Source organism: Actinoplanes italicus (assembly GCF_003001815.1).
Taxonomy (GTDB): domain Bacteria; phylum Actinomycetota; class Actinomycetes; order Mycobacteriales; family Micromonosporaceae; genus Actinoplanes; species Actinoplanes italicus.
Window position 1 is genome coordinate 344,238 of the sequence record NZ_PVMZ01000010.1, and the last position, 24,740, is coordinate 368,977.

At 72.5% G+C, this 24,740-nt stretch carries 22 protein-coding genes and 1 pseudogene; 9 read left to right on the plus strand and 14 right to left on the minus strand.

The window, feature by feature from the left end; translation table 11 throughout:
* Nucleotides 1-7: 7 nt before the first annotated feature.
* Nucleotides 8-1,255, minus strand: coding sequence for an MFS transporter (locus tag CLV67_RS25465; RefSeq protein WP_106322566.1), 1,248 nt, complete (start codon nucleotides 1,253-1,255; stop codon nucleotides 8-10).
* A 97-nt stretch (nucleotides 1,256-1,352) separates the two neighbouring features.
* Between CLV67_RS25465 and CLV67_RS25470 the strand changes: the two genes are divergently transcribed.
* The 3 genes from CLV67_RS25470 (at nucleotide 1,353) to CLV67_RS25480 (ending at nucleotide 3,524) form a co-directional block, all read left to right on the plus strand.
* Nucleotides 1,353-2,042, plus strand: a complete 690-nt coding sequence (locus tag CLV67_RS25470; RefSeq protein ID WP_203737076.1) for a GntR family transcriptional regulator — start codon at nucleotides 1,353-1,355, stop codon at nucleotides 2,040-2,042.
* On the plus strand, nucleotides 2,039-3,127 hold the full coding sequence (locus tag CLV67_RS25475) for a tartrate dehydrogenase (protein ID WP_106322568.1): 1,089 nt from the start codon (nucleotides 2,039-2,041) through the stop codon (nucleotides 3,125-3,127). The genes CLV67_RS25470 and CLV67_RS25475 overlap by 4 nt, the downstream gene beginning before the upstream one ends.
* A gap of 100 nt (nucleotides 3,128-3,227) precedes the next feature.
* Nucleotides 3,228-3,524: a hypothetical protein gene (locus CLV67_RS25480; RefSeq protein WP_106322569.1), complete on the plus strand. Its 297-nt coding sequence runs from the start codon at nucleotides 3,228-3,230 to the stop codon at nucleotides 3,522-3,524.
* Between the two features lie 7 nt (nucleotides 3,525-3,531).
* On the opposite strand, the gene CLV67_RS25485 is transcribed toward CLV67_RS25480, so the two are convergent.
* Genes CLV67_RS25485 through CLV67_RS25505 form a run of 5 tightly spaced genes read right to left on the minus strand, consistent with a single transcriptional unit; the run spans nucleotide 3,532 to nucleotide 9,150 of the window.
* A complete protein-coding gene (locus CLV67_RS25485) occupies nucleotides 3,532-4,131 on the minus strand; it encodes a DUF6584 family protein (RefSeq protein ID WP_106322570.1) in 600 nt (199 codons plus the stop codon).
* Nucleotides 4,132-4,185: 54 nt separating this feature from the next.
* Nucleotides 4,186-5,976: a glycogen debranching N-terminal domain-containing protein gene (locus CLV67_RS25490; RefSeq protein ID WP_106322571.1), complete on the minus strand. Its 1,791-nt coding sequence runs from the start codon at nucleotides 5,974-5,976 to the stop codon at nucleotides 4,186-4,188.
* Nucleotides 5,973-7,289 carry an MGH1-like glycoside hydrolase domain-containing protein gene (locus CLV67_RS25495; protein ID WP_106322572.1) on the minus strand — a complete coding sequence of 439 codons (1,317 nt, stop codon included), beginning with the start codon at nucleotides 7,287-7,289 and terminating at the stop codon, nucleotides 5,973-5,975. The genes CLV67_RS25490 and CLV67_RS25495 overlap by 4 nt, the downstream gene beginning before the upstream one ends.
* A complete protein-coding gene (locus tag CLV67_RS25500) occupies nucleotides 7,286-8,104 on the minus strand; it encodes a sugar phosphate isomerase/epimerase family protein (RefSeq protein WP_106322573.1) in 819 nt (272 codons plus the stop codon). Before CLV67_RS25500 ends, CLV67_RS25495 begins: the two co-directional genes overlap by 4 nt.
* Nucleotides 8,101-9,150: a zinc-binding dehydrogenase gene (locus CLV67_RS25505; RefSeq protein WP_106322574.1), complete on the minus strand. Its 1,050-nt coding sequence runs from the start codon at nucleotides 9,148-9,150 to the stop codon at nucleotides 8,101-8,103. The genes CLV67_RS25500 and CLV67_RS25505 overlap by 4 nt, the downstream gene beginning before the upstream one ends.
* A gap of 276 nt (nucleotides 9,151-9,426) precedes the next feature.
* Here CLV67_RS25505 and CLV67_RS25510 point away from each other — a divergent pair, with 276 nt between their 5' ends.
* Both CLV67_RS25510 and CLV67_RS25515 read left to right on the plus strand, forming a co-directional pair.
* Nucleotides 9,427-10,575, plus strand: coding sequence for an ROK family protein (locus tag CLV67_RS25510; protein ID WP_203737073.1), 1,149 nt, complete (start codon nucleotides 9,427-9,429; stop codon nucleotides 10,573-10,575).
* Between the two features lie 89 nt (nucleotides 10,576-10,664).
* Nucleotides 10,665-11,552: a Gfo/Idh/MocA family protein gene (locus tag CLV67_RS25515; RefSeq protein ID WP_106322576.1), complete on the plus strand. Its 888-nt coding sequence runs from the start codon at nucleotides 10,665-10,667 to the stop codon at nucleotides 11,550-11,552.
* An 85-nt stretch (nucleotides 11,553-11,637) separates the two neighbouring features.
* Here the strand turns inward: CLV67_RS25515 and CLV67_RS25520 are convergent, their stop codons facing one another.
* From CLV67_RS25520 to CLV67_RS25540, 5 genes are all read right to left on the minus strand, one after another.
* Nucleotides 11,638-13,020 (minus strand): alpha/beta fold hydrolase, encoded by a 1,383-nt coding sequence (locus CLV67_RS25520; protein ID WP_170153983.1) that lies wholly within the window; start codon nucleotides 13,018-13,020, stop codon nucleotides 11,638-11,640.
* 517 nt (nucleotides 13,021-13,537) lie between these two features.
* The gene (locus CLV67_RS25525; protein WP_106322578.1) at nucleotides 13,538-14,371 is read right to left on the minus strand and encodes a helix-turn-helix transcriptional regulator; all 834 of its coding nucleotides are present in this window, start codon (nucleotides 14,369-14,371) and stop codon (nucleotides 13,538-13,540) included.
* Between the two features lie 10 nt (nucleotides 14,372-14,381).
* On the minus strand, nucleotides 14,382-14,945 hold the full coding sequence (locus CLV67_RS25530) for a DM13 domain-containing protein (protein WP_106322580.1): 564 nt from the start codon (nucleotides 14,943-14,945) through the stop codon (nucleotides 14,382-14,384).
* Nucleotides 14,946-15,073: 128 nt separating this feature from the next.
* Complete coding sequence (locus CLV67_RS25535) at nucleotides 15,074-15,712, minus strand: hypothetical protein (RefSeq protein WP_106322582.1); 639 nt, start codon at nucleotides 15,710-15,712, stop codon at nucleotides 15,074-15,076.
* A gap of 207 nt (nucleotides 15,713-15,919) precedes the next feature.
* Nucleotides 15,920-16,480: a hypothetical protein gene (locus tag CLV67_RS25540; RefSeq protein WP_106322584.1), complete on the minus strand. Its 561-nt coding sequence runs from the start codon at nucleotides 16,478-16,480 to the stop codon at nucleotides 15,920-15,922.
* A gap of 142 nt (nucleotides 16,481-16,622) precedes the next feature.
* Here CLV67_RS25540 and CLV67_RS25545 point away from each other — a divergent pair, with 142 nt between their 5' ends.
* Entirely contained in the window at nucleotides 16,623-16,889 is a 267-nt protein-coding gene (locus CLV67_RS25545; protein ID WP_106322586.1) for a VOC family protein, read from the plus strand.
* Nucleotides 16,890-16,932: 43 nt separating this feature from the next.
* Here CLV67_RS25545 and CLV67_RS25550 read toward each other — a convergent pair.
* A pseudogene (locus tag CLV67_RS25550) lies at nucleotides 16,933-17,616 on the minus strand (response regulator transcription factor).
* Between the two features lie 107 nt (nucleotides 17,617-17,723).
* On the opposite strand from CLV67_RS25550, the gene CLV67_RS25555 reads away from it, so the two are divergent.
* Together CLV67_RS25555 and CLV67_RS54315 are read left to right on the plus strand one after the other, a co-directional pair.
* On the plus strand, nucleotides 17,724-19,169 hold the full coding sequence (locus tag CLV67_RS25555; protein WP_106322712.1) for a sensor histidine kinase: 1,446 nt from the start codon (nucleotides 17,724-17,726) through the stop codon (nucleotides 19,167-19,169).
* Between the two features lie 179 nt (nucleotides 19,170-19,348).
* Nucleotides 19,349-19,480 (plus strand): hypothetical protein, encoded by a 132-nt coding sequence (locus CLV67_RS54315; RefSeq protein WP_275414902.1) that lies wholly within the window; start codon nucleotides 19,349-19,351, stop codon nucleotides 19,478-19,480.
* Nucleotides 19,481-19,701: 221 nt separating this feature from the next.
* On the opposite strand, the gene CLV67_RS25560 is transcribed toward CLV67_RS54315, so the two are convergent.
* Together CLV67_RS25560 and CLV67_RS25565 are read right to left on the minus strand one after the other, a co-directional pair.
* Entirely contained in the window at nucleotides 19,702-20,904 is a 1,203-nt protein-coding gene (locus tag CLV67_RS25560) for an extracellular catalytic domain type 1 short-chain-length polyhydroxyalkanoate depolymerase (RefSeq protein ID WP_106322588.1), read from the minus strand.
* Nucleotides 20,905-20,992: 88 nt separating this feature from the next.
* Nucleotides 20,993-21,448: a DUF2690 domain-containing protein gene (locus CLV67_RS25565; protein WP_146169287.1), complete on the minus strand. Its 456-nt coding sequence runs from the start codon at nucleotides 21,446-21,448 to the stop codon at nucleotides 20,993-20,995.
* A 133-nt stretch (nucleotides 21,449-21,581) separates the two neighbouring features.
* Between CLV67_RS25565 and CLV67_RS25570 the strand changes: the two genes are divergently transcribed.
* The gene (locus CLV67_RS25570; RefSeq protein WP_106322592.1) at nucleotides 21,582-24,740 is read left to right on the plus strand and encodes a tetratricopeptide repeat protein; all 3,159 of its coding nucleotides are present in this window, start codon (nucleotides 21,582-21,584) and stop codon (nucleotides 24,738-24,740) included.

Below are 24,740 nucleotides of genomic sequence, written 5' to 3' on the forward strand. Positions count from 1 at the left end.
CGTGCCTTCACTTCAGGATGGGGGTGACGGCCCGGCGCTGGAGCCGGCCCAGTCGCAGCAGGACGAGAATGGACAGGACGGCCAGCACCGCGATGTCGAGCATCATCAGGTTCCAGCCGGTCAGGTCGACCGCGCCGCCGATCAGCGCCGGGCCGCCGAAGCCGCCGAGATACCAGGTCACCGCGTACAGGCCGGTGTAGGTGCCGAGCACCCGGCTGGACGGGGCGAGGTTCCACAGCGCGACGGCCGCGTTGATCAGGAAGGCGGCCGCTCCGACCGCGGCGAAACAGAACACGACGACCGTCGCCGTGGTGGTCCGGAAGAGCGCACCGGCGACCATCGCGGCCGCGAACAGGGCCATTCCGGCGCCCATGGTCTTCAACCGGCCCCAGCGTTCGGCCAGCAGCGCGGCCGGATAGGCGGCGATCACGTAGGCGATGCCGCTCGGCAGGGTGATCCCGCCGGCGTCGCCGCGGGAGAGACCGAGAGCCTCCATGCCGTACGGGGTGACCAGCGACCGCGAGGCGAACCAGGCCCCGCCGAACAGCATGATGGTGAGCAGCAGCAGGAGCCGCCGCCGGTCGGTGTCGGTGACCATCTCGGTGATGACCTGCCGGAACGGTACCCGTGCCACCTCGGCTCCGGCGGATTCGTCCTCGGCCACCGCGGCCTGGTAGGCGGCCGACCGGTTGTCACGCACCTTGCCCACGATCACCACGGTGACCAGCAGCAGGATCACCGACGGGATGGCGAACGCCGCCCTCGGATGCTCGTCGACGACGAAGATGCTGATCAGCGAGGCGACGATGATGGTCAGCGCCGTTGCGATCTTGACGATGGCGTTGGCGCGGCTGCGGCGTTCGGGTTCGATGAAGTCCGGCACGAGCGACTCGGCGAGCGGGCGCATCGTGTTGGCGACCAGTGCGTACCCGGCCATCACCGCGATCAGCATGGCCGCCGACGTGGTCCACGGCAGGAACACGAACAGCAGCGCCGCCAGGGGCATGCCGACCGCGAGGTACGGAATCCGCCGTCCCCACCGGGTGCGGGTGTTGTCCGACCGGTTGCCGATCCACGGCTGGATGAAGATGCCGAACAGGTTGTCCATGCCCATGAGCGCGCCGACCAGCGCGGCGCTGGCGACGTGCTCCCGCAGCAGCACGGGCACCTGATTGTCGTAGAAGTTCCAGGTCGCCTCCTGCGCGAACAGGGTGAGGGCGATGAAGAACGTGATTTTCCGGGGGCTTTCCGACATGTGACCTCCGTGTGTCCGGCGTCACCGTAATTTGCTACAGCAAAATCGTCAACGGTGGCAAACAAGATTCGCCATGGCATGCGCTAGAGTGCCGGGCATGAACTCCGCTGAGACGCTCGCCGACCAGGCGTACCGATATGTCCGCACCGCGATCGCCGACGGCGAACTCGTGGCGGGCGAGAAGGTGACCGAGCGCGGCATGGCCGACCGGCTGTCCATCAGCCCCACGCCGGTTCGCGAGGCGCTGCGCCGGCTGGAGATCGACGGCCTGATCGAGCGCATCGGTCCGCGTACCGTGCAGGTCGCCGAGATCCGTGACGCCGCCATCGACGACCTGGCCGAGGTCGAGGTCGGGCTCCGCGGCCTGGTCGCCAGGTTCGCCGCCCGGCACGCCACCGCCGAGCAGCTCGACGCCCTCGACACCGTCCTCGACCGTGCCGACGACCTGCTCATCCTGCTCAAGGAGCGCCGCCGCCAGGACCGTTCCACCGACCGCCACCTCACCGAGCTGCTCGACACGATGCAGGAGTTCAACGACACGGTCAGCGCCTGCGCCCACAACCCGGTGCTGGTGCGCATGCTGGAGCAGAGCCGGGTGTTCAGCCGGTCCCGTCGCCGTGAGCTGCTGCTGAGCCGGGTCGCCGAGGACGACACGTTCGGCCTCGAGCGGTACACCAGCCACCGCGCCCTGGTCCGCGCGCTGCGCGCCCGAGACTCGGTGACCGCCGAGCGGCTCGCCCTCGAGGACGCCCAGGGTGGCCTCACCGCGCTGCGGGAGGGCCGATGACCACGTACCGGATCGCCGTCATCCCCGGCGACGGCATCGGCAAGGAGGTCGTGCCCGCCGGCCTCGAAGCGCTGCACGCCACCGCGGACCGTTTCGGGATCACGCTCGACTGCGACGAGTTCGGCTTCGCCAGCGCCGACTACTGGCAGCGGCACGGCACGATGATGCCGGCCGACTGGGAGCAGACGCTGCGCGGCTACGACGCCATCTTCTTCGGAGCGGTCGGCTGGCCCGACGTCGTCCCCGACCACGTGTCGCTCTGGGGGAGCCTGCTGCAGATGCGGCGAACCTTCGACCAGTACGTGAATCTGCGCCCCTGCCGCCTGATGCCCGGCGTGCGAAGCCCGCTGGCCGGCCGTGGACCGGGCGACATCGACTTCGTCGTGGTCCGGGAGAACACCGAGGGCGAGTACTCCAGCGTCGGCGGCCGGGTCTTCGAGGGCACCGACCGCGAGACCGTGCTGCAGGAGACGGTGATGACCCGCATCGGCGTCGACCGGGTGCTGCGCTACGCCTTCGAGCACGCCGAACGCCGCCCGGCCCGGCACCTCACGTCGGCGACCAAGAGCAACGGCATCTCGATCTCGATGCCGTACTGGGACGAGCGCGTGGCCGCGATGGGGCAGCGGTTTCCCGGCGTACATGTCGACAAGCTCCACATCGACGCGCTGGCCGCGCAGTTCGTCCTGCACCCCGACCGGTTCGACGTGGTGGTCGCCAGCAACCTGTTCGGTGACATCCTCTCCGACCTGGGCCCGGCCTGTGCCGGAACGCTCGGCATCGCCCCGAGCGCCAACATCAACCCCGAGCGGGAGCACCCGAGCCTGTTCGAGCCGGTGCACGGCTCGGCCCCGGACATCGCGGGGCAGGGCATCGCCAATCCGGTCGGTCAGATCTGGTGCGCCTCGATGATGCTGGACCACCTCGGCCACCCCGACGCGGGCGCCCACCTGCTCGGCGCGATCGAGGACGTTCTGGCGGCCGGTCCCGGCGAGGCGCCGCTGACCCCCGACCTGCACGGCAAGGGCACGACGGTCGAGCTGGGCCGGGCGATCGCCGACCGCGTCCGCGAGCGGACCGGGTAGCCCGGCTCATCCGTCACGCATGAGGCGGGCCGGTCGGTGAGCCGCGCATCCTGATGGGCGTCCGGCGGGACCCCGGACGCAAGCGTGGGACGGAGAACTCATGGGATGCCTGTTCGCCATCTTCGCCGGGATCTTCCCGAGACTGGCCCTCTTCATCATCTGGCTGGTGCGGCCGAGATTCGTCGACGCCGCCTTCGACACGTGGATCTGGCCGCTGCTGGGTCTGATCTTCTTCCCGTTCGCGACCCTGCTCTACATCCTCTTCTACACCCCCGGCATCGGCCTGACCGGCTGGGAGTGGTTCTGGGTCGTCTTCGCCGCGGCGCTCGACATGCTGCACCTGGTGGCCAGCGCGGTCGCCCGGACCCGACAGCGGTCCGCCCCGTCGGCCTTCTGATCGCCGGTCACCGAGGGGACGCCGGAAGGACCGCCGTGACGATCTCGTAGAGGATGACGCAGACGACCACTACCCCGGGTCCGAACACCGCGGCCGCGGTGAAGAGATCCATGAACGACCAACTGGGCTCCGGTCTGGGCTTGACGGGTGCCGGCGTGAGGCGCTGAACCGGCGGGAGCACGTCGGCCGGGACCATCGCCGCAGCGGCCGGGGTGACCGCCGCATCGGCCGGGACCACCGCGGTGGCGGGCGGGGTGACCGCGGTGGCGGCCGAGGCGACCAGGTCGCTGTAGCGGGATTCGGCGAGAGGCCCGAGTTCGCGAGGGTTCTCGCCCCGGAGACGGAGCAGGCGCAGCCGATCGGCCGGCGATCGGTGCTTGGTGGCGAACGCCGCGGTCTCGTGCGGTTCGGCGTCCTCGGTGAGGAACGCCCAGCGGCCCGCTTCGGCGACGTCACCGGCCCGGCGGTACACGTCGGCGAGCCGGGCGCGGATCTCCAGGTCCTGCGGGTCGGCCATGAGCAGGCTCGTCAGCCGCCGGGCGGCCAGGCGGGTGTCGCCGCGTTCGAGGTCGGCGTCCACTCGGGACAGCACGTCGGGTTTCGCCATACGACGATCGTGGCGGGCGCCGTCCACCGTCGGCAATCGGCCGGTGAACGCGGATCAGGGCAGCAGCAGCGGGGCGGCGGCCGCCCACGCCTGCGGCGAGCAGGAGTGCGGGTACGGCACCGGCCCGCCGCCGGGTTCGCGGGCCAGGCCGGTCATGATCTCCGGCAGCCGGTCGCCGGTCCAGGCCGCGGCGGCCAGCAGCCCGTCGGCAATGCGTTCCGCCTCGGCGCGGTACCCGGTGGCGGCCAGCCCGGCGACGGTGATCGCCGTGTCGTGCGGCCACACCCCGCCGCGGTGGTAGGACAGCGGGTGATACGGCGTCTGACCGGCGGCGAGGGTGCGTATGCCCCAGCCGGAGAAGAACTCGTCATCGGCCAGCCGCGCCGCGACGGTGGCCGCCCAGTCGTCGTCGAGCAGCCCGCACCACAGCACGTGACCGGCGTTGGAGGCGGCCGCGTCGACGGCGGTACCGGCCGCGTCGAGGGCGAGCGCCACGAACCCGTCGGGCAGACGGAAGTCGATGGCGAATCGGTCGCGCAGGCCGGCCGCGGTGTCGGACAGGGTCTTCGACCAGGCCGGGTCGTCCCAGATCCGGGCGGCGAGCCGGGCGGTGCCGGTCAGCGCCCGGTAGGCGTAGCCCTGTGCCTCGGCGACCGCGATCGGCCCGGCCGCCGCAGTGCCGTCGGCGAAGACGATCGAGTCGGCCGAGTCCTTCCAGCAGTGGTGCACCAGGCCGGGATGGTCGGTGCGGTAGCGCAGGTAACCGGCGGAGAGGCCACCGGGCCCGAGCATCCAGCCGACCGCGGCCCGCGCCGCGGGTTCCAGCGCGGTGACGAGCCGGTCGTCACCGCTCACCTCGTGATAGGCGGCGAGCAGCATCAGGAACAGCGGGGTCGCGTCGACGGTGCCGTAGTAGCGGCCGTACGGCACCTCGCCGGTCGTCGCGAGTTCCCCGCGACGGGTCTCGTGAATGATCTTGCCAGGCTCCTCGACCCGTGACGCGTCGGCGGATCGGCCCTGGGTGGCGGCCAGCACCCGCAGCGTGCCGGCGGCCAGTTCCGGCCGATGGTGCAGGGCGAACAGCGAGGTCAGGAGGCTGTCGCGGCCGAAGACGGTGAGGAACCACGGCGCTCCGGCGGCGGGAAGGACGGCGCCGGGCACGCCCGGTGCCGGCATGGTCAGCGCGTCGAGATCGGCCAGCCCCTGGCGTACGCATCGGGAGAGGTCGTCGCGGAACACACCGGGAACGCGTCCGCCGGTGCGATCGGGGGGCGGTGTGGTGGTCACGGTGATCCTCAGCGTCACCGTGCCCCGGGGCGGCAGATCCACCGACCAGCGCAGACCGTCGGCGCAGACGTCGGCGGGCGGTTCGGCGTCGATGAAGGTCCCGCGACGGAAACCCCGGCGGGCGTACGAGAAGGACAGCCGCCCACCGGAGTCGTCCACCTCGCGGACGGCGTCGGACTTGTCGAACGTCCCCGCCGAGCGGAGCTCGAACTGGTCGGCGAAGTCGGCCGCCAGCTCGTAACCCAGCTCGACGGTCTGCCCGGTGGCGGCGAAGCCGGTCAGTTCCAGCGACTCGACCAGGCGTCCGGCCGACACCTCGCGGCGCCGGACGATCGCGTACGGCGCGTCGGCGTGCCGCCCCGTGTCCGGCACGCACACCGTCCCGGCCGTGTCGCGGCGCAGCACCCGCAGCACCGTCCCCGGCACGCTGAGCACCAGCCGGGACAGGTGCCGGCAGTCGTCGGCGAAGAACCCGTCGGTGTCCGTGCCGGTGACGTCCCCGCCGGCGACGGCCGTGAGCAGGCAGGTGGTGCCCGCGACCACCGAGTGCCCGGTCACGGGGTCCGGAGCAGGTCGAGGACCAGGGCCGCCGTCCAGCCGAACCCGTCGGTGCCGTGGCCGGTCCCGGTGAGCGGGTCGAAGTACTCGCGGAAACCCGCGTCGCGGACCCGGTCGATCAGGCGATCGCGCAGGTCGTCAGCGAGTGCCTGCTCGCCGTGCAGGCGCAGGCCGTGCCAGAACAGCCAGCTCGTGTTGACCCAGCCCGGCCCACGCCAGTAGCGGCCCGGATCGTGGTCGTCGGCGCTCAGATCGTAGGACGGCAGCGGACACGCGTCACGCAGCCGGAACCGGTCGCCGAGCGCCGTACCGACCAGCTCGGAGGCCACCGGCAGACCCGGGACGATCAACGGCATGAGACCACCGATCGAGTACGACCTGAGCATGCGGCCGCTGTGCGCGTCGCGCGGGAAGAACACGCCGCCCGCGTGGTCGTACAGCATGGTGGTCAGATTCTCGGTGAGGCGATCCGCCGCCGACCGGTGCCGCTCCCCGTCGAGGCCGAGCTCGGCGGCCATCGACGCGAGCGCGTGCTCCCCGGCGGCCAGCAGCGCGTTGCACAGCGGATCCTCGACCGCGAAAGCGTGCACCCCCAGGGAGTCGGCGTACCCGGCGTCGCGGTAGTCACGTGCCAGCCGCACGTACCGGCCGTAGTCGGTGTCGGTGGGCCGTTCCCCGGCCGCCGCATGGTTCAGATCGCGGCGGGTGAACTCCGTGCCGGGTACCGGCGTGATCCGTGCCAGCGGCACGTCCCAGGCCGGGCTGTTGTCCAGCCCGGACTCCCACGGGTGCACCACCGACATCAGCCCGTTGCCGGTCAGGTTGCGCCGGGTCGTCAGATAGCGGTGCCACGCGACCAGACGCGGATAGACGCGCGCCAGGAACCCGCGGCCGCGGGAGGCCGCCGGGTCCGCCTGGTGGACCGCCCAGGCGGCGAGGGCGTGCGCCGGTGGCTGGACGATGCCCGAGGTCGGCACCCCGGGCGCGCCGGGGGCCCGCGCGGATCGCCAGAACGACGGGCCGGGGAAGTACGCGTCGTCCGGCACGTGCGGGTCGAACACGATCTGCGGCACCCGGCCGTCGCGCCACTGTGCCCCGAGCAGCGACTCCAGTTCGCGTTGCGCCCGGACGGGGGACAGGTGGCGCAGCCCGATGGCGATGAACGCCGAGTCCCAGCTCCACTGATGTGGATAGAGCCGCGCGGCCGGCACCGTGGCGTGGCCCCGCCAGTTGGTGAGCAGCACCCGCCGGGCAGCCCGGTCCAGGTCCCGGACCGCGTCGTGCGTCCGGGGCCGTTCCAGCAACGCGGTCATGCCGGCACCCGCGCGTCGTGGCGGCGCAGGAAGCCCGGGATCGAGGCGATCGCGACGGCGGGTTCACCGCGCAGCCGGCACTCCACGGCCAGGTACCCCTCGTAGCCGACGGCGTCGAGGGTGCTCAGCAGCGCCGCCCAGTCCAGGTGCCCGGCGCCCGGCTGCAGACGGTTGGAGTCGCTGACCTGCACATGACCCAGATGAGCAGCGGCGCGGACCAGCGCCGATGTGGGCTCGTCCTCCTCGATGTTCATGTGGTAGGTGTCGGCCAGCACCCTCACCGAGGTCAGACCGGCCGCCTCGATCAGCTCGACGGCCTGTTCGAGACGGTTGACCATGTGATCCTCGTACCGGTTGAGCGGTTCCAGCGCCAGGATCGCGCCCACCCGTGCCGCGTGTTCACCCAGCTCGGCGAGACCGTCGAGCAGGACCGCGCGGTCTTCCGCCTCACTGCGGGGCGGCTCGAACGGCGGCAACCGTCGCGAGAACATGCCCCAGGACGCGGGGGTGCAGGCCACCGCACCACGCCCGCCGATCTCGGCGATGACCGACAGCTGGGACTTCATCTGCTCGAGGGCGTCACGGCGCAGTTCCGGGTCGAAGGCGGCGAAGAAGTGCGGCATGTCGACACAGACCGACGGCATCGGCACACCGTCACGCGCGGCACGCCGTAGCTCGGGCAGCCTGTCGCGGAACCGGAAGCCGCCGTGGCCGCGCAGCTCGATGCCGTCGAACCCGGCGTCGCGCGCGACGTCGTACTTCTCCTGCAGCGTGCGGCCGGGCAGCAGCTGTTCCTGGCACGAGATTCTGATCATGAGAACGTCAACACCACCTGAAGTGCCTCCTGAGGGCTGTGGTCGAGCATCCGGAACGCGGATGCCGCCTCGTGGACCGGGATGACGTGGCTGACCAGCCCGGCCGGGTCGATCCGGCCGTCCCGGGCGAGCCTCAGGAACGTCTGGTTGAGCCGGATCTGGTCCCAGCGCCCGGCCACGGACGCCGGGACGCCGCCGATCTGCGAGCAGATCAGGGCCACCCGGTTGTGGTGGAACTCGTCGCCGAGGCGCAGGCCGGTGCCGTCGCCCTGGTAGAAGCCGGAGGCCACCACCCGCCCGCCGACCGCGACCGACCGGATCGCCTCGTGCAGCGCCGGGTACGAGCCGCTGATCTCGATCGCGACGTCCGCGCCGCGCCCGTCGGTGAGCTTGCGGATGTGCAGCCCGGCCGACCCGTCGCGGGCGTCCAGCACGGTGTCGGCGCCGTACTCCAGGGCCTTCTCGAGGCGGCCGGGCACCGCGTCGACCGCCACGACCGTGCCGCCGGAGAGCCGGACCAGGCGCGTGGCCAGCAGCCCGAGCACGCCCTGCCCGAACACGGCGACGGTCTCGCCGAGGTGGATGTCGGCCGCCAGGACCGCGTTGAGGGCGACCGCCCCCACCCGGGCGAACGTCGCCGCGAGTGGATCGAGGCCGTCGGGCACCGTACAGCCGCGAAGTTTCTCCGCACTGAGAACGGCCTCGCCGCGGTGGCCCCAGATGCCCCACACGTGCGCGCCGACCGGCGGCAGACCGGGGTCGCCGGCGACGTCCGGGGCGACCTCGACGACCCGGCCGACCTCCGAGTAGCCGAGCCCGGCGACCGGATAGCTGAGACCGCCGGCGTCCTCGGTGAACACCCGCAGATCCGGATCCCAGGACCGGGTCAGATACGGGTTCGAGCCGCGGTAGGCGGTGAGTTCGGTGCCGGCGGAGATGCCGGAGTAGGTGGTACGCACCCGGACCTCGCCGGCGCGCAGTTGCGGGGTGGGCTGATCGATCACCTCGACGTGGCGCGGCGCGGTGATCTGCACTGTGAGCGACACTCGGACATTTCATCGCACTAACCGCGGCCGCGCGGGCAGAACGCGGGAACTTACGTTTGGGAACCGGCCCCCTTATGCCGGGCTGCCGCGCAATAGTCGCCGCCCCGGTGGGTGAAACCGGCCGCGTCGGCCTTCCGTGCGTCCCACGGCATGAGAGCCTGCTTTGCGGGTAGTCGGCCACGGCGAATCGTGAGCCAACGAAGGGAACAGCGGCCTGTGCCGACCAGGGATAGGTGGGGCCGGGACCAGAATTCGGCAGGTCATCTGCTGTGGCTGGTGCGGACCGGGCGCGCCCGGACACGCGGTGAGCTGCAGAACTACACCGGCCTGTCCCGCTCGACCATCACACAGCGGATCGACGTGTTGCGCGCGGGTGGCTACCTGCGGGCCGGCGGTGTCGAGGAGTCGACCGGCGGGCGGCCGGCGGAGCTGCTGGAGTTCGACACGGCACACGGCGTGGTGCTCGTCGCCGACCTCGGCGCCAACCACGCCCGGGCCGCCGTCGTGGACCTGAGCGGGCGGGTGCTCACCGAGGAGCACGAGCCGATCAAGATCGGGACCGGGCCGGAGGCCGTGCTGTCCTGGGTGGACGCCGCGCTGCGCCGGGTCCTGGCCGCGACCGGGTGGGACGCGGGCCAGGTGCGGGGGATCGCCGTCGGCGTACCCGGGCCGGTCGAGTTCGACGCCGGCATGGTCACCCAGCCGCCGCTCATGCCCGGCTGGGACGGCTACCCGATCGCCGAGCGGCTGCGTCGCGGCTGGCAGCGGCCGGTCTACGTGGACAACGACGCCAACCTGATGGCGCTGGGGGAGCAGGCGGTCCACTACCCGGACTGCCCGGCGCTGGTCCTGGTCAAGGTCGCCACCGGCATCAGCGCCGGCGTGGTCATCGACGGCCGGGTCTACCGGGGCATCGACGGCGGTGCCGGCGACATCGGGCACATCCGGTTGTACGAGCATCGCGAGGCCCGCTGCGAGTGCGGCCTCTACGGCTGTCTCGCCGCGGTGGCGAGCGGCCTGGCACTGGCGCAGCGGCTCACCGCCTCGGGTACGCGTACGTCCTCGGGCGCCGAGCTCGTCGAACGGATCCGCTCCGGGCACGCCGAGGCCGTGCACCTGGCGCGAACCGCCGGGAAGCTCGTTGGCGAAGTGCTGTCCACCGTGGTCTGCATGGTCAACCCCGCGGTGCTCGTGATCGCCGGTGACCTGGCCGACATCCACTTCGTCACCGGCGTCCGCGAGGTGCTTTACCAATGCGCCCTGCCACGGTCCACCCGGCATCTGGAGGTCAGCGCCAGCCGGCTCGGCGCCCAGTCGGTCGTCGTCGGCGGGTACGCCATGGTGGTCGACCAGGTCTACGCCCCGGACGCGGTGGACGCCGAACTCGCGCGGCTGATGCCGGCCGGAGTGCCGGTGAGCTGCTGATCCGCTTGTGCGGGATGTCCGGTCCTCGCGCGGCTGATGCCGGCCGGAGTATCGGTGAGCTGCTTGTCCGTCCGGGCAGGATGGCCGGTATGGAATGGGATCCCGCCACGCCGCCGGTCGCGGTCGGACTGGTCGGCGCCGGGCCGTGGGCCGCGACGATGCACGGCCCGGTGCTGGCCGCCGGACCGCAGACCCGGCTCACCGCGGTCTGGGCGCGCCGCGCCGGGGCCGCCGCCGACCTGGCCGCGCGGCTGGACACGTACGCCGCAGGTTCTTTCGAAGATCTGCTCTCCCGATGTGAGGCCGTCGCCTTCGCCGTGCCGCCGGACGTGCAGGCCGAGCTCGCGCCCCGCGCCGCCCGGGCAGGGAAGGCGCTGCTGCTGGAGAAGCCGCTCGCGCTCGATCTCGGCGGCGCGCGGGCGATCGCCGACGCGGTCACCGAGTCGGGCGTGGTGACCCAGCTGGTGCTGACCAAGCGCTACCACCCGGCCACGCGTGCCTTTCTCGCCGCGGCCCGAGACTTCGACGCGATCGGGGCGCGGAGCCGCTACCTGCACGGTGCGTTCCTGGACGGCGCGATGGCGACCGGGTGGCGGCTGACCAGCGGAGCCATGTACGACCTCGGCCCGCACCTGCTCGACCTGGCCGACGCCGCCCTCGGGCCGATCGAGCACGTGCACGCCACCGGCGACAGCCGTCGCTGGATCGAGCTGACCTGCCGCCACCACAGCGGCGCGGTCAGCCAGATGTCGCTGTCCGGAGCCGTCGGGCTCGCCGCCTCCCACGCCGGGATCGAGCTGTACGGCCCGGCCGGCACCCTGGCCCTCGACTTCGGCACGGTCGATCACGCGGAGTGCTGGCCGGTGCTGCGGGCCGAGTTCGCCGCCGCCGTACGCACCGGCGTGCCGCACGTCCTCGACGTGCGGCACGGGCTGATGCTGCAACAGCTGTTGGATCTCGCCGCGGTCAGCTCCTGATTCGCCAGGGGTGACGATCAGCTTCTGATTCTGATTCGCCAGGGGCGACGGTCAGCTTCTGATTCTGATTCGTCAGGGGCGGCGGTCAGCTCCCCGTCAGGAACTCGCGGACCACGCGGTCGCCCTCGGCGTTGCGTCCCTGGATCGAGTGGCCCATGCCCTCGATGACGACCAGCCGTCCGCGCGGGGTGAGCGCCGCCTGCTGACGGGCCCATTCGAGCGGTGTCGACAGGTCCCGGTCCCCGTTGATCATCAGGACCGGCATGGTCAGCCGCGGGTACGGCGGCCGCGGGTTGGGCCGGGACGGCGGCCAGTGCCGGCAGGCGGCGATGATGCCCTGCTCCACCGCGGTCCGCGGCTCGAACGGCCACGCCTCGTCATCGGACACCTTGGCCAGCGCCCGCTCGACGGCCGCGTCGCGGACCCGCAGCGGCGCGCTCGCGTCACCCCACGGCATGCTGCGCAGGTCACCGCAGAGCGTCGCCACGTGCAGGCCGCTGCTGTACTCGGCCGGCGGCGTGAACGAACCGTGCCGCAGGTCCTCGATGACGGCGTTCAGGGGACCGGGATCACCCTGCGCCGCCAGATGCAGCAGTTGGAGAACCGGGTAGAAGTTCGTGGCGGTCAGTTTCGGGTCCACGATGCTGGCGATGACGAGCAGGTCCAGGACACCGACACCGTTGTCGTATGGGCGTACCACGTCGGCCAGCTCGGCGGCCGGATCGTACCCGCACTGCTGCTCACGGCACGCGGCCCGCAGCACCTCACCGGACCGGGCCAACCCGTCCACGTACAGCGGATCCAGATCGTTCTGCGGCACCACCGAGTCCAGCACCATCCGCTCCACCCGCCGTGGGTGGGTCAGGCCGTAGTGCGCGGCCACGAAGCTGCCGTACGAGACGCCGTCCAGAGTCCAGCGCGGCACGCCCAGCGCGCGGCGCAGATCCTCGAGGTCGGCCACGGTGTCGGCGGTGGTGTAGTGGTTCCGGTTCCGGCCGAGCAGGCCGGCGCACTCCCGGACCGCGGCCGGGGTGGGCGGTGTGACGTCGGAGGAACCCACCTCCCGCTGCAGTTGCGGACAGTCGATCGCGCCCTCGCCGGTGCCGCGCTGATCGATCATGACCATGCGGTAGTCGGCGAGCAGGTACGACAGGCGCTGCGAGATGCGCGGCACGAGGGCCGGGCCCGGCTGACCCGGCCCGCCGGACAGCACCATCAGCACGCCCCGGGGAGCGCCGGCGTTGTCCGCCACCGCCACGCGCAGCCGCAGCGTGCCGGGCCGCGCGCCGGTGCGGTCGAGCGGGACGGTGAGATACGAGCAGGTGAACGTGGCGATCTCGGCGCAGGGCGCGGAGCCGGTGAGACGTGGTGGGTGACCGGCCGACGCGGGTGCGCCGGGTGGCAGCGTCAGCGTGACCGTCGTCAGGACGGCGGCGGTCCAGCGGAGGACTCGGATCGGTATCGGCATGGAATGCTCCTGTCGCGGGCTTGTCCCCTGATGCGACACCGCCTGGTCGGCGACCACGTTGGACATTCATGCTCGTTTACTCGTTCTCGACTCCGCGGCGGTCCGGTTCCGCCTCCCGCAACCCTCCCCGTTGCGTGGTGATGTGTGGCGTGCCTGTGGGCGTGGGTCACCACGTAGGCGGCGCTGCCGGTTCGTGTGGTGATGTGTGGCGCGCCTGTGGGCGTGGGTCACCACGTAGGCGGCGCTGCCGGTTCGCGTGGTGATGTGTGGCGTGCCTGTGGGCGTGGGGCACCACGTAGGCGGCGCTGCCGGTTCGTGTGGTGATGTGTGGCGTGCCTGTGGGCGTGGGTCACCACGTAGGCGGCGCTGCCGGTTCGCGTGGTGATGTGTGGCGTGCCTGTGGGCGTGGGGCACCACGTAGGCGGCGCTGCCGGTTCGCGTGGTGATGTGTGGCGTGCCCGTGGGCGTAGGTCACCACGCAGCGGACTCGGGACGTCCGAAAGGTGGGAAGCCGAACTCAGTTCAGCATTCGCCGTACCGTCGCGGGCGCCTCACCCAGGTGCTTGCGGACCACCCTGGTCAGGTGGGACTGGTCGGCGAAGCCGTACCGCGCCGCCAGGATCCGCAGACAGTCGTCACCGTCCTGCAGGTCGCTCAGGACCGCGCGGATCCTCATCCGGTTGCGATGCTCGGTCAGCGACTCCCCGGTGACGGCCTGGAAGATCCGGCTCAGGTGATGCGGCGAGCAGCTGACCCGCCGCGCCAGCTCGGTCAGGCCGGAGGCGTACCGGCCGTCGGCCAGGGCCTCGCGCGCCTCGGTGACCAGCCGCCGGTGCGCCACCGCGGTCGCCGCCCGCCGCGGAGCGCCACCCGCGCTGTCCGGGGCGAGCCGGTCCAGCACGGCCCGCAGCCGCTCACCGGCGGCGAGCGCGTCGAAACCGCGCCGGCAGGCGGCCACCAGGACACGGTGGTGCAGGTCGGTCGCATCATCGAGCCGGAAGCGGTACGCCCGCCGCGGCAACCGCTCGCAGACCTCGGCGTCCAGCTCCACCGCGGTGAACGTGTCGCCGCCGCCGAGCGGGTGCGCCACCCGCAGCTCGTCGCCGCGCCGGGTCAGGACCGCCGTGCCGCTGTCGACGAACACCTCCTGCCCGTTGACCAGCATGAGATAGGCGCCGGATCGGGGCAGCACGAGCCGGTTGACCGTCTCGTACACCGGCGGGCTGAACCGAGTGCCGTCCAGCCCGCACCGCGCCTCGAACAGCCGCATGCCGTCGAGATGCCCCAGGCAGCCGCCGGAGCCCGGCTGCCCGGCATAGCGGGCGTCACACTGCTGGCATCGGCGTCCCATCAGGACATCGTCACGCCTTCGCGATGTCGAGGGTGGCCGCACCGAACGAGACGGCGAACCGCTTGCACCAGATGCTGACGCTGCGGAACGTCGCCGGATCCACGTCCGCGCCGAGCCGGTACACCTGGTCGCCGTGGTTGCCCTTGAGCTTGCCCAGCTCGGCGTACTCGCCGTCGTCGAACACCCGCCAGCCCGCGACCCCCTCGCGGACCTTCTGGTCGGACAGCCACACCCGCAGGTCGGGCCCGTCGCTGGTGTCGAGGCCGACGAGCTCCAGCTGGTGGCTGCCGTCCGGGTTGCGGACCATCCGGGCCGTGCCGCTGGTGTCGTGCTCGTGGGTCACGAACTTCCCCTCCGCGATCACGACGGCCGTCGCCTTCGGCGGCGCGGCCGAGCTGGACACGACCGGCTCCGGCTCCGGCTCCGACGACGGCACGACGGTCAGGGCCTCGGTCACGACGGTGTCGGTGAACAGCTTCCACGGCTGGAACCAGTAGAGGGCCCCCGCGCCACCGATGCCGAGCACCGCGACGACGATCCAGGTGACAGGTCTGCTGAGTAGTCGGCGAATCACAGGTCGAGTCAAGCGCCTGGCACCCGATGATCACCAGACCGCTCGGCTTACGATCCGCTTACGCCTGTGACCCGGCGAGCCCGAGCATCTGATGACCTTCGGCCGGTCCGGAGACTGGTTGGTGACGCTCAGTTCTGGTTGGCGGGCCACGCCGCCGCCGGGTCGCAGCGGTCCGGGCAGGCGAGAATGTAGACCATGTTGCCGAGCAGCAGCCCATAGGCGTTGCTGTCGAACGTGTCCGGCTGCCTCGGCGCCTCCGGCAGTTTCGGGAAACCGTAGTTCTCCGGGATCTGCACGAGGAACGCCAGCTCGGCGCCGCACGCGCAGGTGTACTTCTCCTCGCCCTGAATCCACGCGGGCTCGCCACCGACACGGAAGTCCCACTCGTCGTCCGGGCCCGCCGCGCGCAGCACCAGTCGGCGTGGCTGCATCACCTCGTCCTCCACGTCGGCCACGTCGCCGCCCCGATGGCGCAGGAAACGCCAGTGCGCCATGTCGTACCCGCCGGAAGGGGTCTCCCAGTAGCGATCGGGCAGCCGCGCCGGCCCGAACGCGGCCTCGTTGTGCACCGGGCACTGGAACACCAGCAGGTGCTCGCCACCGAAGTCCGGGACGTCGTCCGGCACGTCGATCTGGAAGAAGAACGCCATCCGCTCGCCGCAGGTGCAGACCGGCCACGACTGCCCCGGCGCCAGAATCGGCCGGCCGCCGGCGGTGTTGCGATCGCCGGGTTCGGCCGGCTCGTCCGTCATCTCGATCACGTGCATCCGGCGACGTTATCGCGCCGGTCGACGGCCCTCCAGCCGCCCCTGCCAGCGGATCTCACCGTCCACGACGATGCTCGTCGGGGTGAGCCACCGCTGACTCCCGTCCGCTGAGCGGCCCGCCGCCCGCCGCCGGTAGCGCTCGCGCAGCTGCGGAAGGGGTCACCGGCTCCCCACCGGCGGTCGGGCCAGTCTGGTCGGGTCAGCCTGTCAGGACGACGCGCTGGGTGCCGGCGAAGCGGGCCCGGCGCTGCCCGACGGAGCCGGCGCAGCCCCCTCGCGGCCACGGCGCCGTTCCTCACGACCCTCCCGCCGGGCCTCACCGCGCCGTTCGAACCGGTCGCCGCCGCGGCCCTCGGCCCGGTCGCCTCCGTCCCTGGCGAAACGTGGGCCGTGCTGGCCGCGGTCGTCACCACGATGGTCGCCGGCCGCGAACACGCCGATCGCCACCACACCGCCACCGATCAACCCGCCCAGCAGCAGCGCCCCGAAAGCGGCCAGCACCGGCACTCGGCGCCTGTGCCAGCGCTCGCGGGCCGGACCGGCAGGGGCAGCCGCGACGGGTGCGGCCGGGGCCGTCGCGACGGGTGCGGCCGGCGATGCCACGGGCTCGGGTGCAGGCGTCGCCGGGTCCGGCGTGCCCGGCGCGGAGCCGGCGACGGCGGACACCGGGGCGGGTTCCGGCTCCTCCTGCGCGTCTCCGGTGCCGGCGTTCACCTGAGCGGTGGGCTCGTCGTCGTCGTGCGGCTTACGCGGTGTCAGATCGCTCATGTCGGCTTCCCTGGTCCCTCTGGGTGCTGCGGTGATGAGATGCACGGCCCGGCCACCTGGCCGGGCTGTGGCGCACAGACTGGCAGACGACACCTGAAATCCCGCTGAAGAGCAGAGACCGCGGCGGGGATGATCGGACGGTGTGCTGTCGAACCTGACCGTCCGGGACGCCAACGGACCAGGCCCACTCCGGCAGGGCACGGCTCCGGCCAACGGCGCGGGCGTCGAGATCGTGCTGAAGCTCGACGGCGTCGACGACGTCACCGCGCTCTACGAGCACTTTCGCTCACGTACCTCCGCCGTCGAGCCTCTTCGGCCGCAGCCGTGGGGCCTGTACGACTTCCGTCTGCGTGATCCGGACGGCTACTACCGGCGGGTGACCCACGGTGACGCCGCCGGGGCACCGTGAACGGCCACGACGCGGGTGCACATCGGCCGGCCCGCAAGCGCCGTCAGCCGTCGGCGGCCAGGCGGTAGCCGGCGCCCCGCACCGTCTCGATGGCGTTACGGCCGAACGGGTGGTCGATCTTCTTGCGCAGGTATCCGACGTACACCTCGATGATGTTCGGGTCTCCGCTGAAGTTGGCGTCCTACACGTTCTCGATGATGGCGGTCTTGGTGACGGCCCGGCCCCGGTTGCGCAGCAGGAACTCCAGCAGCGCGAACTCGCGCGGTGTGACCGGGATGTGCGTGTCCCCCCGGCAGACGCGGCGCTGCGCCGGATCGAGCGTGAGGTCACCGGCGCTCAGGATCGCCGGCCGTTCCGGGGCGCCCCGGCGGATCAGCGCGCGCAGGTGCGCGATCAGCACCACGAACGAGAACGGCTTGACCATGTAGTCGTCCGCGCCCAGGTCGAGGGCGTCGGCCTCGTCGTGCTCGCCGTCCTTGGCGGTCAGCATCAGCACCGGCGTCCACACCTCGCGGGCCCGCAGCTGCCGGCAGATCTCGTAACCGTTGAGCCCCGGCAGCATGATGTCGAGCACGATGGCGTCATACGCCCCGTGGGGTCGCTCGGTGGCGATCCACAGGCCGTCGACGCCGTCGTGGGCCAGGTCGACCGTGAATCCCTCCCGGTTGAGGCCGTCGCGGATCGTCTCCGCCAGTTCCTGTTCGTCCTCGACGACGAGCACGCGCACCTCGTACCTCCCGATCCGATCCTGTCCCAGCTTGCCCTCCGCACTCTGAAAATCCGCTGAACACGCTTTCAGCCCGCGCTCAGCAGGCCCTGGCTAGCGTGACGACCATGCGTCTGCGAGCCCTGCTGCCCCGGCTGCCCGGCATCCGGCTGCGGTCCGCGCTGGCCGCCGGCGCGGTGGTGGCGGTGGCCGCGGTGGCCGCCGGCGCGGTGCTGCTGGTCACCGTCCGGGGAATCCTGCTCGACAACGCCACCGGCACGGCCTCCGGCCGGGTCGACCAGGTGGTCGCCGCGCTGCGGGCCGGGAGCGGGCCGGCGTTGTCGGCGGCACTGACCCCGGGTGAGCCGGGACGCACCATGGTGCAGGTCGTCGACGGGGCCGGCCGGGTCGTCGCCGCGTCGCCCGGAGCCGGCAGCCGGCCGATGTCCGGGTTGCGCCCGCCACCGGGGAAGCCGGGCCGGGAGACGGCGAGACTGCCGGGCCGGGAGGCCGCGAGGCCGGCGGAGGAGACCACGAGGCTGCGGTCCGGCCGGCACTCGTCGTTCCGCGTGCTCGCGGCCGGGGTCGAGACGCGGGACGGCCGCTACACCGTGCTCGTGGCGCAGTCGCTGGAGACGCTCGAGGAGGCGACCCGGGCAATCGTGGCGGCGCTGCTGCTCGGCATGCCGGTGCTGGCCGTCGTGGTGGGGGTGGCGACGTTCGTGTTCGTCGGGCGCACGCTGCGCCCGGTCGAGGCGATGACCCGCCGGGCCGCCACGATCACGGCGACGAATCTGGACGCCCGGTTGCCGGTGCCCGACTCCGGCGACGAGATCGCCGCGCTGGCCGCCACCATGAACACGATGCTGGACCGGATCGAGGCGGCGTCGGCGGTGCAGCGCCGGTTCGTCGCGGACGCCAGCCACGAGCTGCGCAGCCCGCTCGCGACGATCCACGCCAACGCCGACCTTCTGACGGGCGCCGAGCTGGACGAGCCGGCGGAGCGGTCGGCGACGCGCATCCGCCGGGAGAGCACCCGGCTGGCGCGCCTGGTCGACGATCTGTTGCTGCTCGCCCGGGTGGACGACGCGGCGCTGCGGCCGCGCCGGGAGGAGGTCGATCTCGACGATCTGGTCTACGCCGCCCGCGACCGGTTGGCCGAGGACCGGCCAGACCTGCGGGTCGACGGCCGGGTCACGCCGGTGCGCGTCATGGGCGACGCCGACCAGCTGCACCGGGTGCTGCGCAATCTGGTCGACAACGCGATGCGCCACGCCCGGAGCCGGATCACCGTCAGTCTCGGCGCTTCGGGCGGCCGGGCCGAGATCGTCGTCGGTAACGACGGCCCGGCCATCGGCCCGGAAGACCAGGAAAGGATCTTCGACCGGTTCGTACGCCTCGACGACAGCCGCTCGCGCCAGGACGGCGGAACCGGCCTGGGACTGTCGATCGCCCGTGACATCGCCGCCCTGCACGGCGGCACCCTGACGGTCGACGACCTGCCCGACGGCGTCGCGTTCAGGCTCCGGCTGCCGACCCCGACCGACGGGAGCGGCCTGTCATCGCAGTCATGAGCGATCGGCGGCGCTGATCGCTGGTATCGCCGACGACGAGGTGTGCCGCCCGGAGCGGCGGTGGCCGGCTGACCCGCATGAGCCGTCCCACCCCTCTCCGCGCGGAGCACCTCGGCCAGCCCCTCGGCCTGGGCGAACCGCGGGCCCGTATCTCCTGACGGCTGCCCGAGGGCGCGGCCGTGCGGAAGGCCTACGAACTGCACGTCGACGACGTCAAGACCGTCCACGCGGAGTCCGCCGACTGCGTCCTCGTACCGTGGCCGGGACGCCCGCTGACCTCTGGCGAGCGCCGCAAGTGGTCGCCGACCTGATCGAGGGGCCAGCACGAGGACCACTGCATCATCGAGCCCGTGTGGGAACCGGTCACCGTCGTCGATCGGGGCTACGAGCAGCTGGTGTGCTCCGGCGCCGCCGGTGCGCGCGGGCGGGGAGATCCGGCCGGTCAGCGTGCGTGAGCTGGGGCCCGGCCGTCACGTGGTCGACCTCGGGCAGAACATCAGCGGCCGGATCCGCCTGCCGGGGGGCCGCGGTGTCAGCACTGCCCGTCGGCGAGGACGTAGTAGTTCGGGCCGGTCTGCTTGAGGGTGTGGATCGTGAACGTGTTCCACAGGCCCATCGCCTGGTTCGAGCCGTTGGCGTAGGTCTGCCCGCCGGACTGCCGGGCCCGGCCCGCGGTCGTGTGCGCGTAGTTGCTCGACGTGAAACAGGGCTGCGAGGTCGGCGGGGGTGACGACGGCGGCGGGGGTGACGACGGCGGCGGGGTCGTCGGCGAGCCGCCCGTGAGGCCCCAGGACTGGGCGATGTAGTAGGAGGAACAGATCGAGCTCAGGAAGTACGGGCCGGTCGCGCCGCACTGGTTCTCGGCGCTTCCGGGCGCCACCGGGGTCCCGTGCGCCAGGCCCTGCACGCGGTAGAGCGAGACCGCCGGCCGGCCGCTGCCGTCGTGGTAGTGCTCGACCCCGGTCGAACCGGGCAGGGACGCGGTCGCCGACGGGGTCTGGGGGATGCCCCACACGTTCGTCCACTGGTCGCGCAGCTCGGTGGCGTTCGCGGGGACCACCGTCGTGTCGGCGGTGCCGTGCCAGACGGCGACGCGCGGCCAGGGGCCGGTGTAACCCGGGTTCGCGGCACGGACCAGGGCGCCCCACTGCGCCGGGGTCTTGGACTGCGCCTGGTACTGGCAGACGGTGCCGCAGTTGTACGGCAGCCCGGCGACGACCGCGCCCGCGGCGAACACGTCGGGGTAGGCGGCCAGCATGACCGCGGTCATCGCTCCGCCCGCGGACAGGCCGGTCACGTACACCCGCGCCGGGTCGGAGCCGTAGGTGCGGATCGCGTGGTCGACCATCTGCTTGATGGACAGCGCCTCGCCCTGTCCGCGGCCGATGTCGCCGGCGGTGAACCAGTTGAAGCAGGAGAGCGCGTTGTTGGCCGAGGTCTGTTCGGGGAAGACGACCGCTGCCCGGTAGAGGTCGGCGTACTTGGGCCAGCCGGACCGGTTGTAGTAGTCGGCGGCGGTCTGGGTGCAGCCGTGCAGCGCCACCACCAGCGGACGGCCGGTGGGCAGCGCGTCGGGAACGTACGCGTGCATGCGCAGCGCACCGGGGTTCGAGCCGAACGAGCCGACCTGGACCAGGGTGGCGGCGGCGTTCGCGGGGGCGAAGGGCGAGACGGCGATGCCGGCGACGGCCAGCACCACCGCCAGCAGCAGTGGCCAGTACCTGCGGGGATTCATGTCGCGGACGTTACAAAGACGTTAATCGAATTCCCATGTGCCCGGGATCCACATCGCCGCGCCGATGTGTGTGGATTCGCTCGGGTCCTTAGAAGTTGGAGGTCCAGCCGTCGACCGAGTCGTTGACGAGGTCGGCTCCGCCGTAGGCGAGGGTGGAGGTGCCGGACCTGTTCATCATCGGCGTGAGGCAGTAGTTCGCCCCGAGATTGCTGCTCCAGGCGTACTCGGAGCACCAGTAGGACCGGCCGTCCGAGTTCCGGATGACCGCTCCCCAGAGCTGGTCGGCCGGCAGCACCGTCGACTTGACCCGCGTCCACGTGGTGTTGCACCTCGAGCTGTAGCGCAACTCGACCCTCGCCACCACCGTTCCGAGTGGAGAGCCGTACGACAGCGCTATCTCCCGCTGGGTCGTCGCGCCGGTCCCGCACGACGTGGCGGACGCCATCACCCCGTCGTACTGGGCGGCCATCGCCATTTCAGGCGTCACCACCAGCGCTGCCGTGACCAGGGCCGTCATCGCCGCTGCCTTCATGCGTACGCGCACCGGAATCTCCTCTCGGTCGGGTCTGCGGACTCGCCGAAGCCTGACATCGACGACTTTCCACTTACTGGCAACGGCCTGCCCGTACCGGACCCGTACGGGCTAGGGTCGAGCGGGACATTCACGGGGGTGGAATGTGACTACGGTCCACGTCTTCGGCGAGCTGATGCACGATGCCCGGCAGGCAGCGGGGATCAGCCAGCGCGCCCTCGCCGACCGCAGCGGGATCAGCCTGGCCACGGTCCGTGACCTCGAACAGCGCCGCACCCGGCGGCCACGCCAAGCCGTCGTCGAGGCGATCGTCGCCGCGCTCGGCCTGGCCGGTGACCGCGCGGCGGCACTGCGCCGTGCCGCGGTGCCTCCACTGCCGGCGGCCGCGGCGGCGCCGGTCGGCGGCCCGGTCCGGGTCGGGATCCTGGGCTCCGTCACCGTCCGGCGCGGCAGCGAGGAGATCCCGGTCGGGCGCTCGTCGCGTCGTGCGGTCCTCGGGAGGCTCGCGCTGTCCGCCGGCGTGCCCGTGCCTGTCGATCGGCTGGTCGATCTGCTCTGGGAGGACCCGCCGAAAGCGCCCGCCGACGCTCTCTACACGAACGTCTCGCGGCTACGGCGGGCGCTGCATCCCGACGCGTCCATCACCCGTACCCCGGCGGGCTACCGGCTCGACCTCACCGACGAACAATTCGACCTTGCCGAATACCGGCACCTGGTCCGCCTTGCCGAGTCGGCTCCGGTCACCGAGGCGCTCGGCCTGCTCGAGTCGGCGGCCGCCCTGTGGCGCGGGGAGCTTCTCGCCGACGTGCCGCAACTGGCCGGCGATCCGGCCGCCGTCGCCATCGCCGAGGAGCGCGTCACCACCGTCCTGCGCCTGGCCGATGTCGCGATAACCGTGGGTGAGCCGGCGCGGGCCCTCCCGGCGTTGCGGGCGCTGTCCGCCGCCGAGCCATTGCACGAGCCGGTCCACGCCCGCCTGATGGAGGTGCTGTCCGCCGCTGGCCGCCAGGCGGAGGCTCTCGCCGCCTACACCGTCATTCGTGACCGTCTCTCCGACGAGCTGGGGATGTCGCCGGGCGCGGCGCTGGCCGGCGCACATGTCCGGGTGCTGCGGCGGGAAGCGGCTGGACCGCGCGATGCCGGCGCTCCGGCTCCCGCCCAGCTGCCCGCCGCGCCTCAGCTGTTCACCGGCCGGGCCGATGCCCTCGCCGCGCTCGACGCCGTCCTCGACGACCCGGCCGCCTCCGTGGCGGTGATCTGGGGCACCGCCGGGGTCGGCAAGACCACCACGGCGATCCACTGGGCGCACCGGGTGCGCGAGGGGTTCCGCGACGGCCAGTTGTATGTGAACCTGCGCGGCTTCCACCCGACCGCACAGCCGCTGACCCCCGGCGAGGCGCTGCGCGGCTTCCTGTCCTCGCTCGGTGTGCCGGCGGCGCGCGTGCCGGTGGACCTCGACGCGCAGACCGGACTCCTGCGCACGCTGCTCGCCGGTCGGCGGGTCCTCATGCTGCTCGACAACGCCCGCGACGCCGAGCAGGTCCGGCCGCTGCTGCCCGGCACGGCCGGTTGCGTCACCCTGATCACCAGCCGGAGCCGGCTCACCGGACTCGTCGTGACCGACGACGCGCGTCCGGTGCCGCTCGACCTGCTCACTGGTGGCGAGGCGGAGCAACTGCTGGCGCAGCGGCTCGGCGCCGACCGGGTCGCGGCCGAGCCCGAGGCAGTACGCGTGATGGCCGAGGGCTGCGCCCGGCTGCCGCTCGCCCTCGCGATAGCCGCGGCCCGCGCCACCACGAGACCCGCCGCCACCCTGGCCGGCCTGGCCGCGGAACTTCGCGGTGGCGACCGGCTGGGCCCGCTGAGCACCGGGGAACCGGGTACCGACGTCCGGGCGGTGTTCGACTGCTCGTACCGGAACCTCACCCCCGCCGCGGCACGCCTGTTCCGGCTGGCCGGGTTGCACCCGGGGCCGGATCTGGACGCCGCCGCGGCCGCCGGCCTGGCCGGCGAGCGGGTCATGACAGTCGTGCCGCTGCTGGCCGAGCTGTCCTCCGCGCACCTGCTGGCCGAGACACGGCCGGGCCGCTACGCCGCCCACGACCTCCTTCAGGCGTACGCGGCCGGCCGCGCCCGGGCCGAGGAGACACCCGCCGCCCGTGAGGCCGCGTTCACCGGCCTCGCCGATCACCTGATCACGACGACGCGCGCCGCCGTGTCGGCGATCTCCCGGGGCGAGCCGGACGCCGGGCCGACGGGCGGATTCGCCGGACCTGCCGACGGCCGCGCGTGGCTGGACGCCGAGCGGGCCAACCTCGTCGCGCTCGCCCGGCACGGCCGCCCCGAGCACACCGTCGCGGTGGCGGCGACGGCCTACCGCTACTTCGAGGGCGGTCACCACGCGGAGGCGTACCAGCTGCACAGCCTTGCTCTGGAAGCCGCGCGCCGGCTCGGTGACGCTCGGGCGGAGGCCGTGGCCGCCTTCCACCTGGCCGTGACCTGCCGCCGGGGCGGTGACTACGCCGAGGCTCTCGCGCTCCTCGAAGGCGCTCTGGTCCTGCGGCGCGCGGTCGGCGACCGCGCCGGGGAGGGCTGGGCGCTCGTCGAACGGGGTGTGTCGCATTGGCGGCTCGGGGACTACGACCGGGCGCGGGCCGACCACCGGGCCGCGCTCGAGGTGTTCCTCGCCGTCGGTGACCGGGTCGGCGAGGCGAACCAGCTGGTCATGTGGGCTATCGGGGACCGCCAGGTCGGCGATTTCACCGGCTCGGCCGAGGGTCTGCGTCGCGCGCTCGGCCTCTACGAGGAGCTCGGGCATCCGCTCGGCGTCGCGCACACCCTCAACCGTCTCGGCCAGACCGAGCACGCGGCCGGTGATCACCGGCAGGCCCTGCGGCATCACAGCCGCGCCCTGACGCTGTTCCGGGAACTCGGCAACCGTCCGGGTGAGGCGGCCGCGCTCGACAGCCTCGGCCATGCCCTGCGCGCGGCGGGACTGCCGGGGGAGGCCGCCGACCGGCATCGGCAGGCTCTCGCGATCTACCGGGAGATCGGTGAGCACAGCGTGGTGGTCGAGGCGATCAACGGACTCGCCGCGGCCCTGAACGCCGGCGGCGACGCGGACGGAGCCCGGGCCGCCTTCACCGACGCCCTGCGGCGCGCCGAGCAGGCCGGTGACCGTCACGAGCAGGCCAGGGCGCACGACGGTCTCGCGCTGGTGTACGCCGGAACCGGTGACGAGGTGATGGCCGACCGGCACCGGCGTACCGCGAAGCACCTCTACAGCGGACTCGGCCTGGGCTGA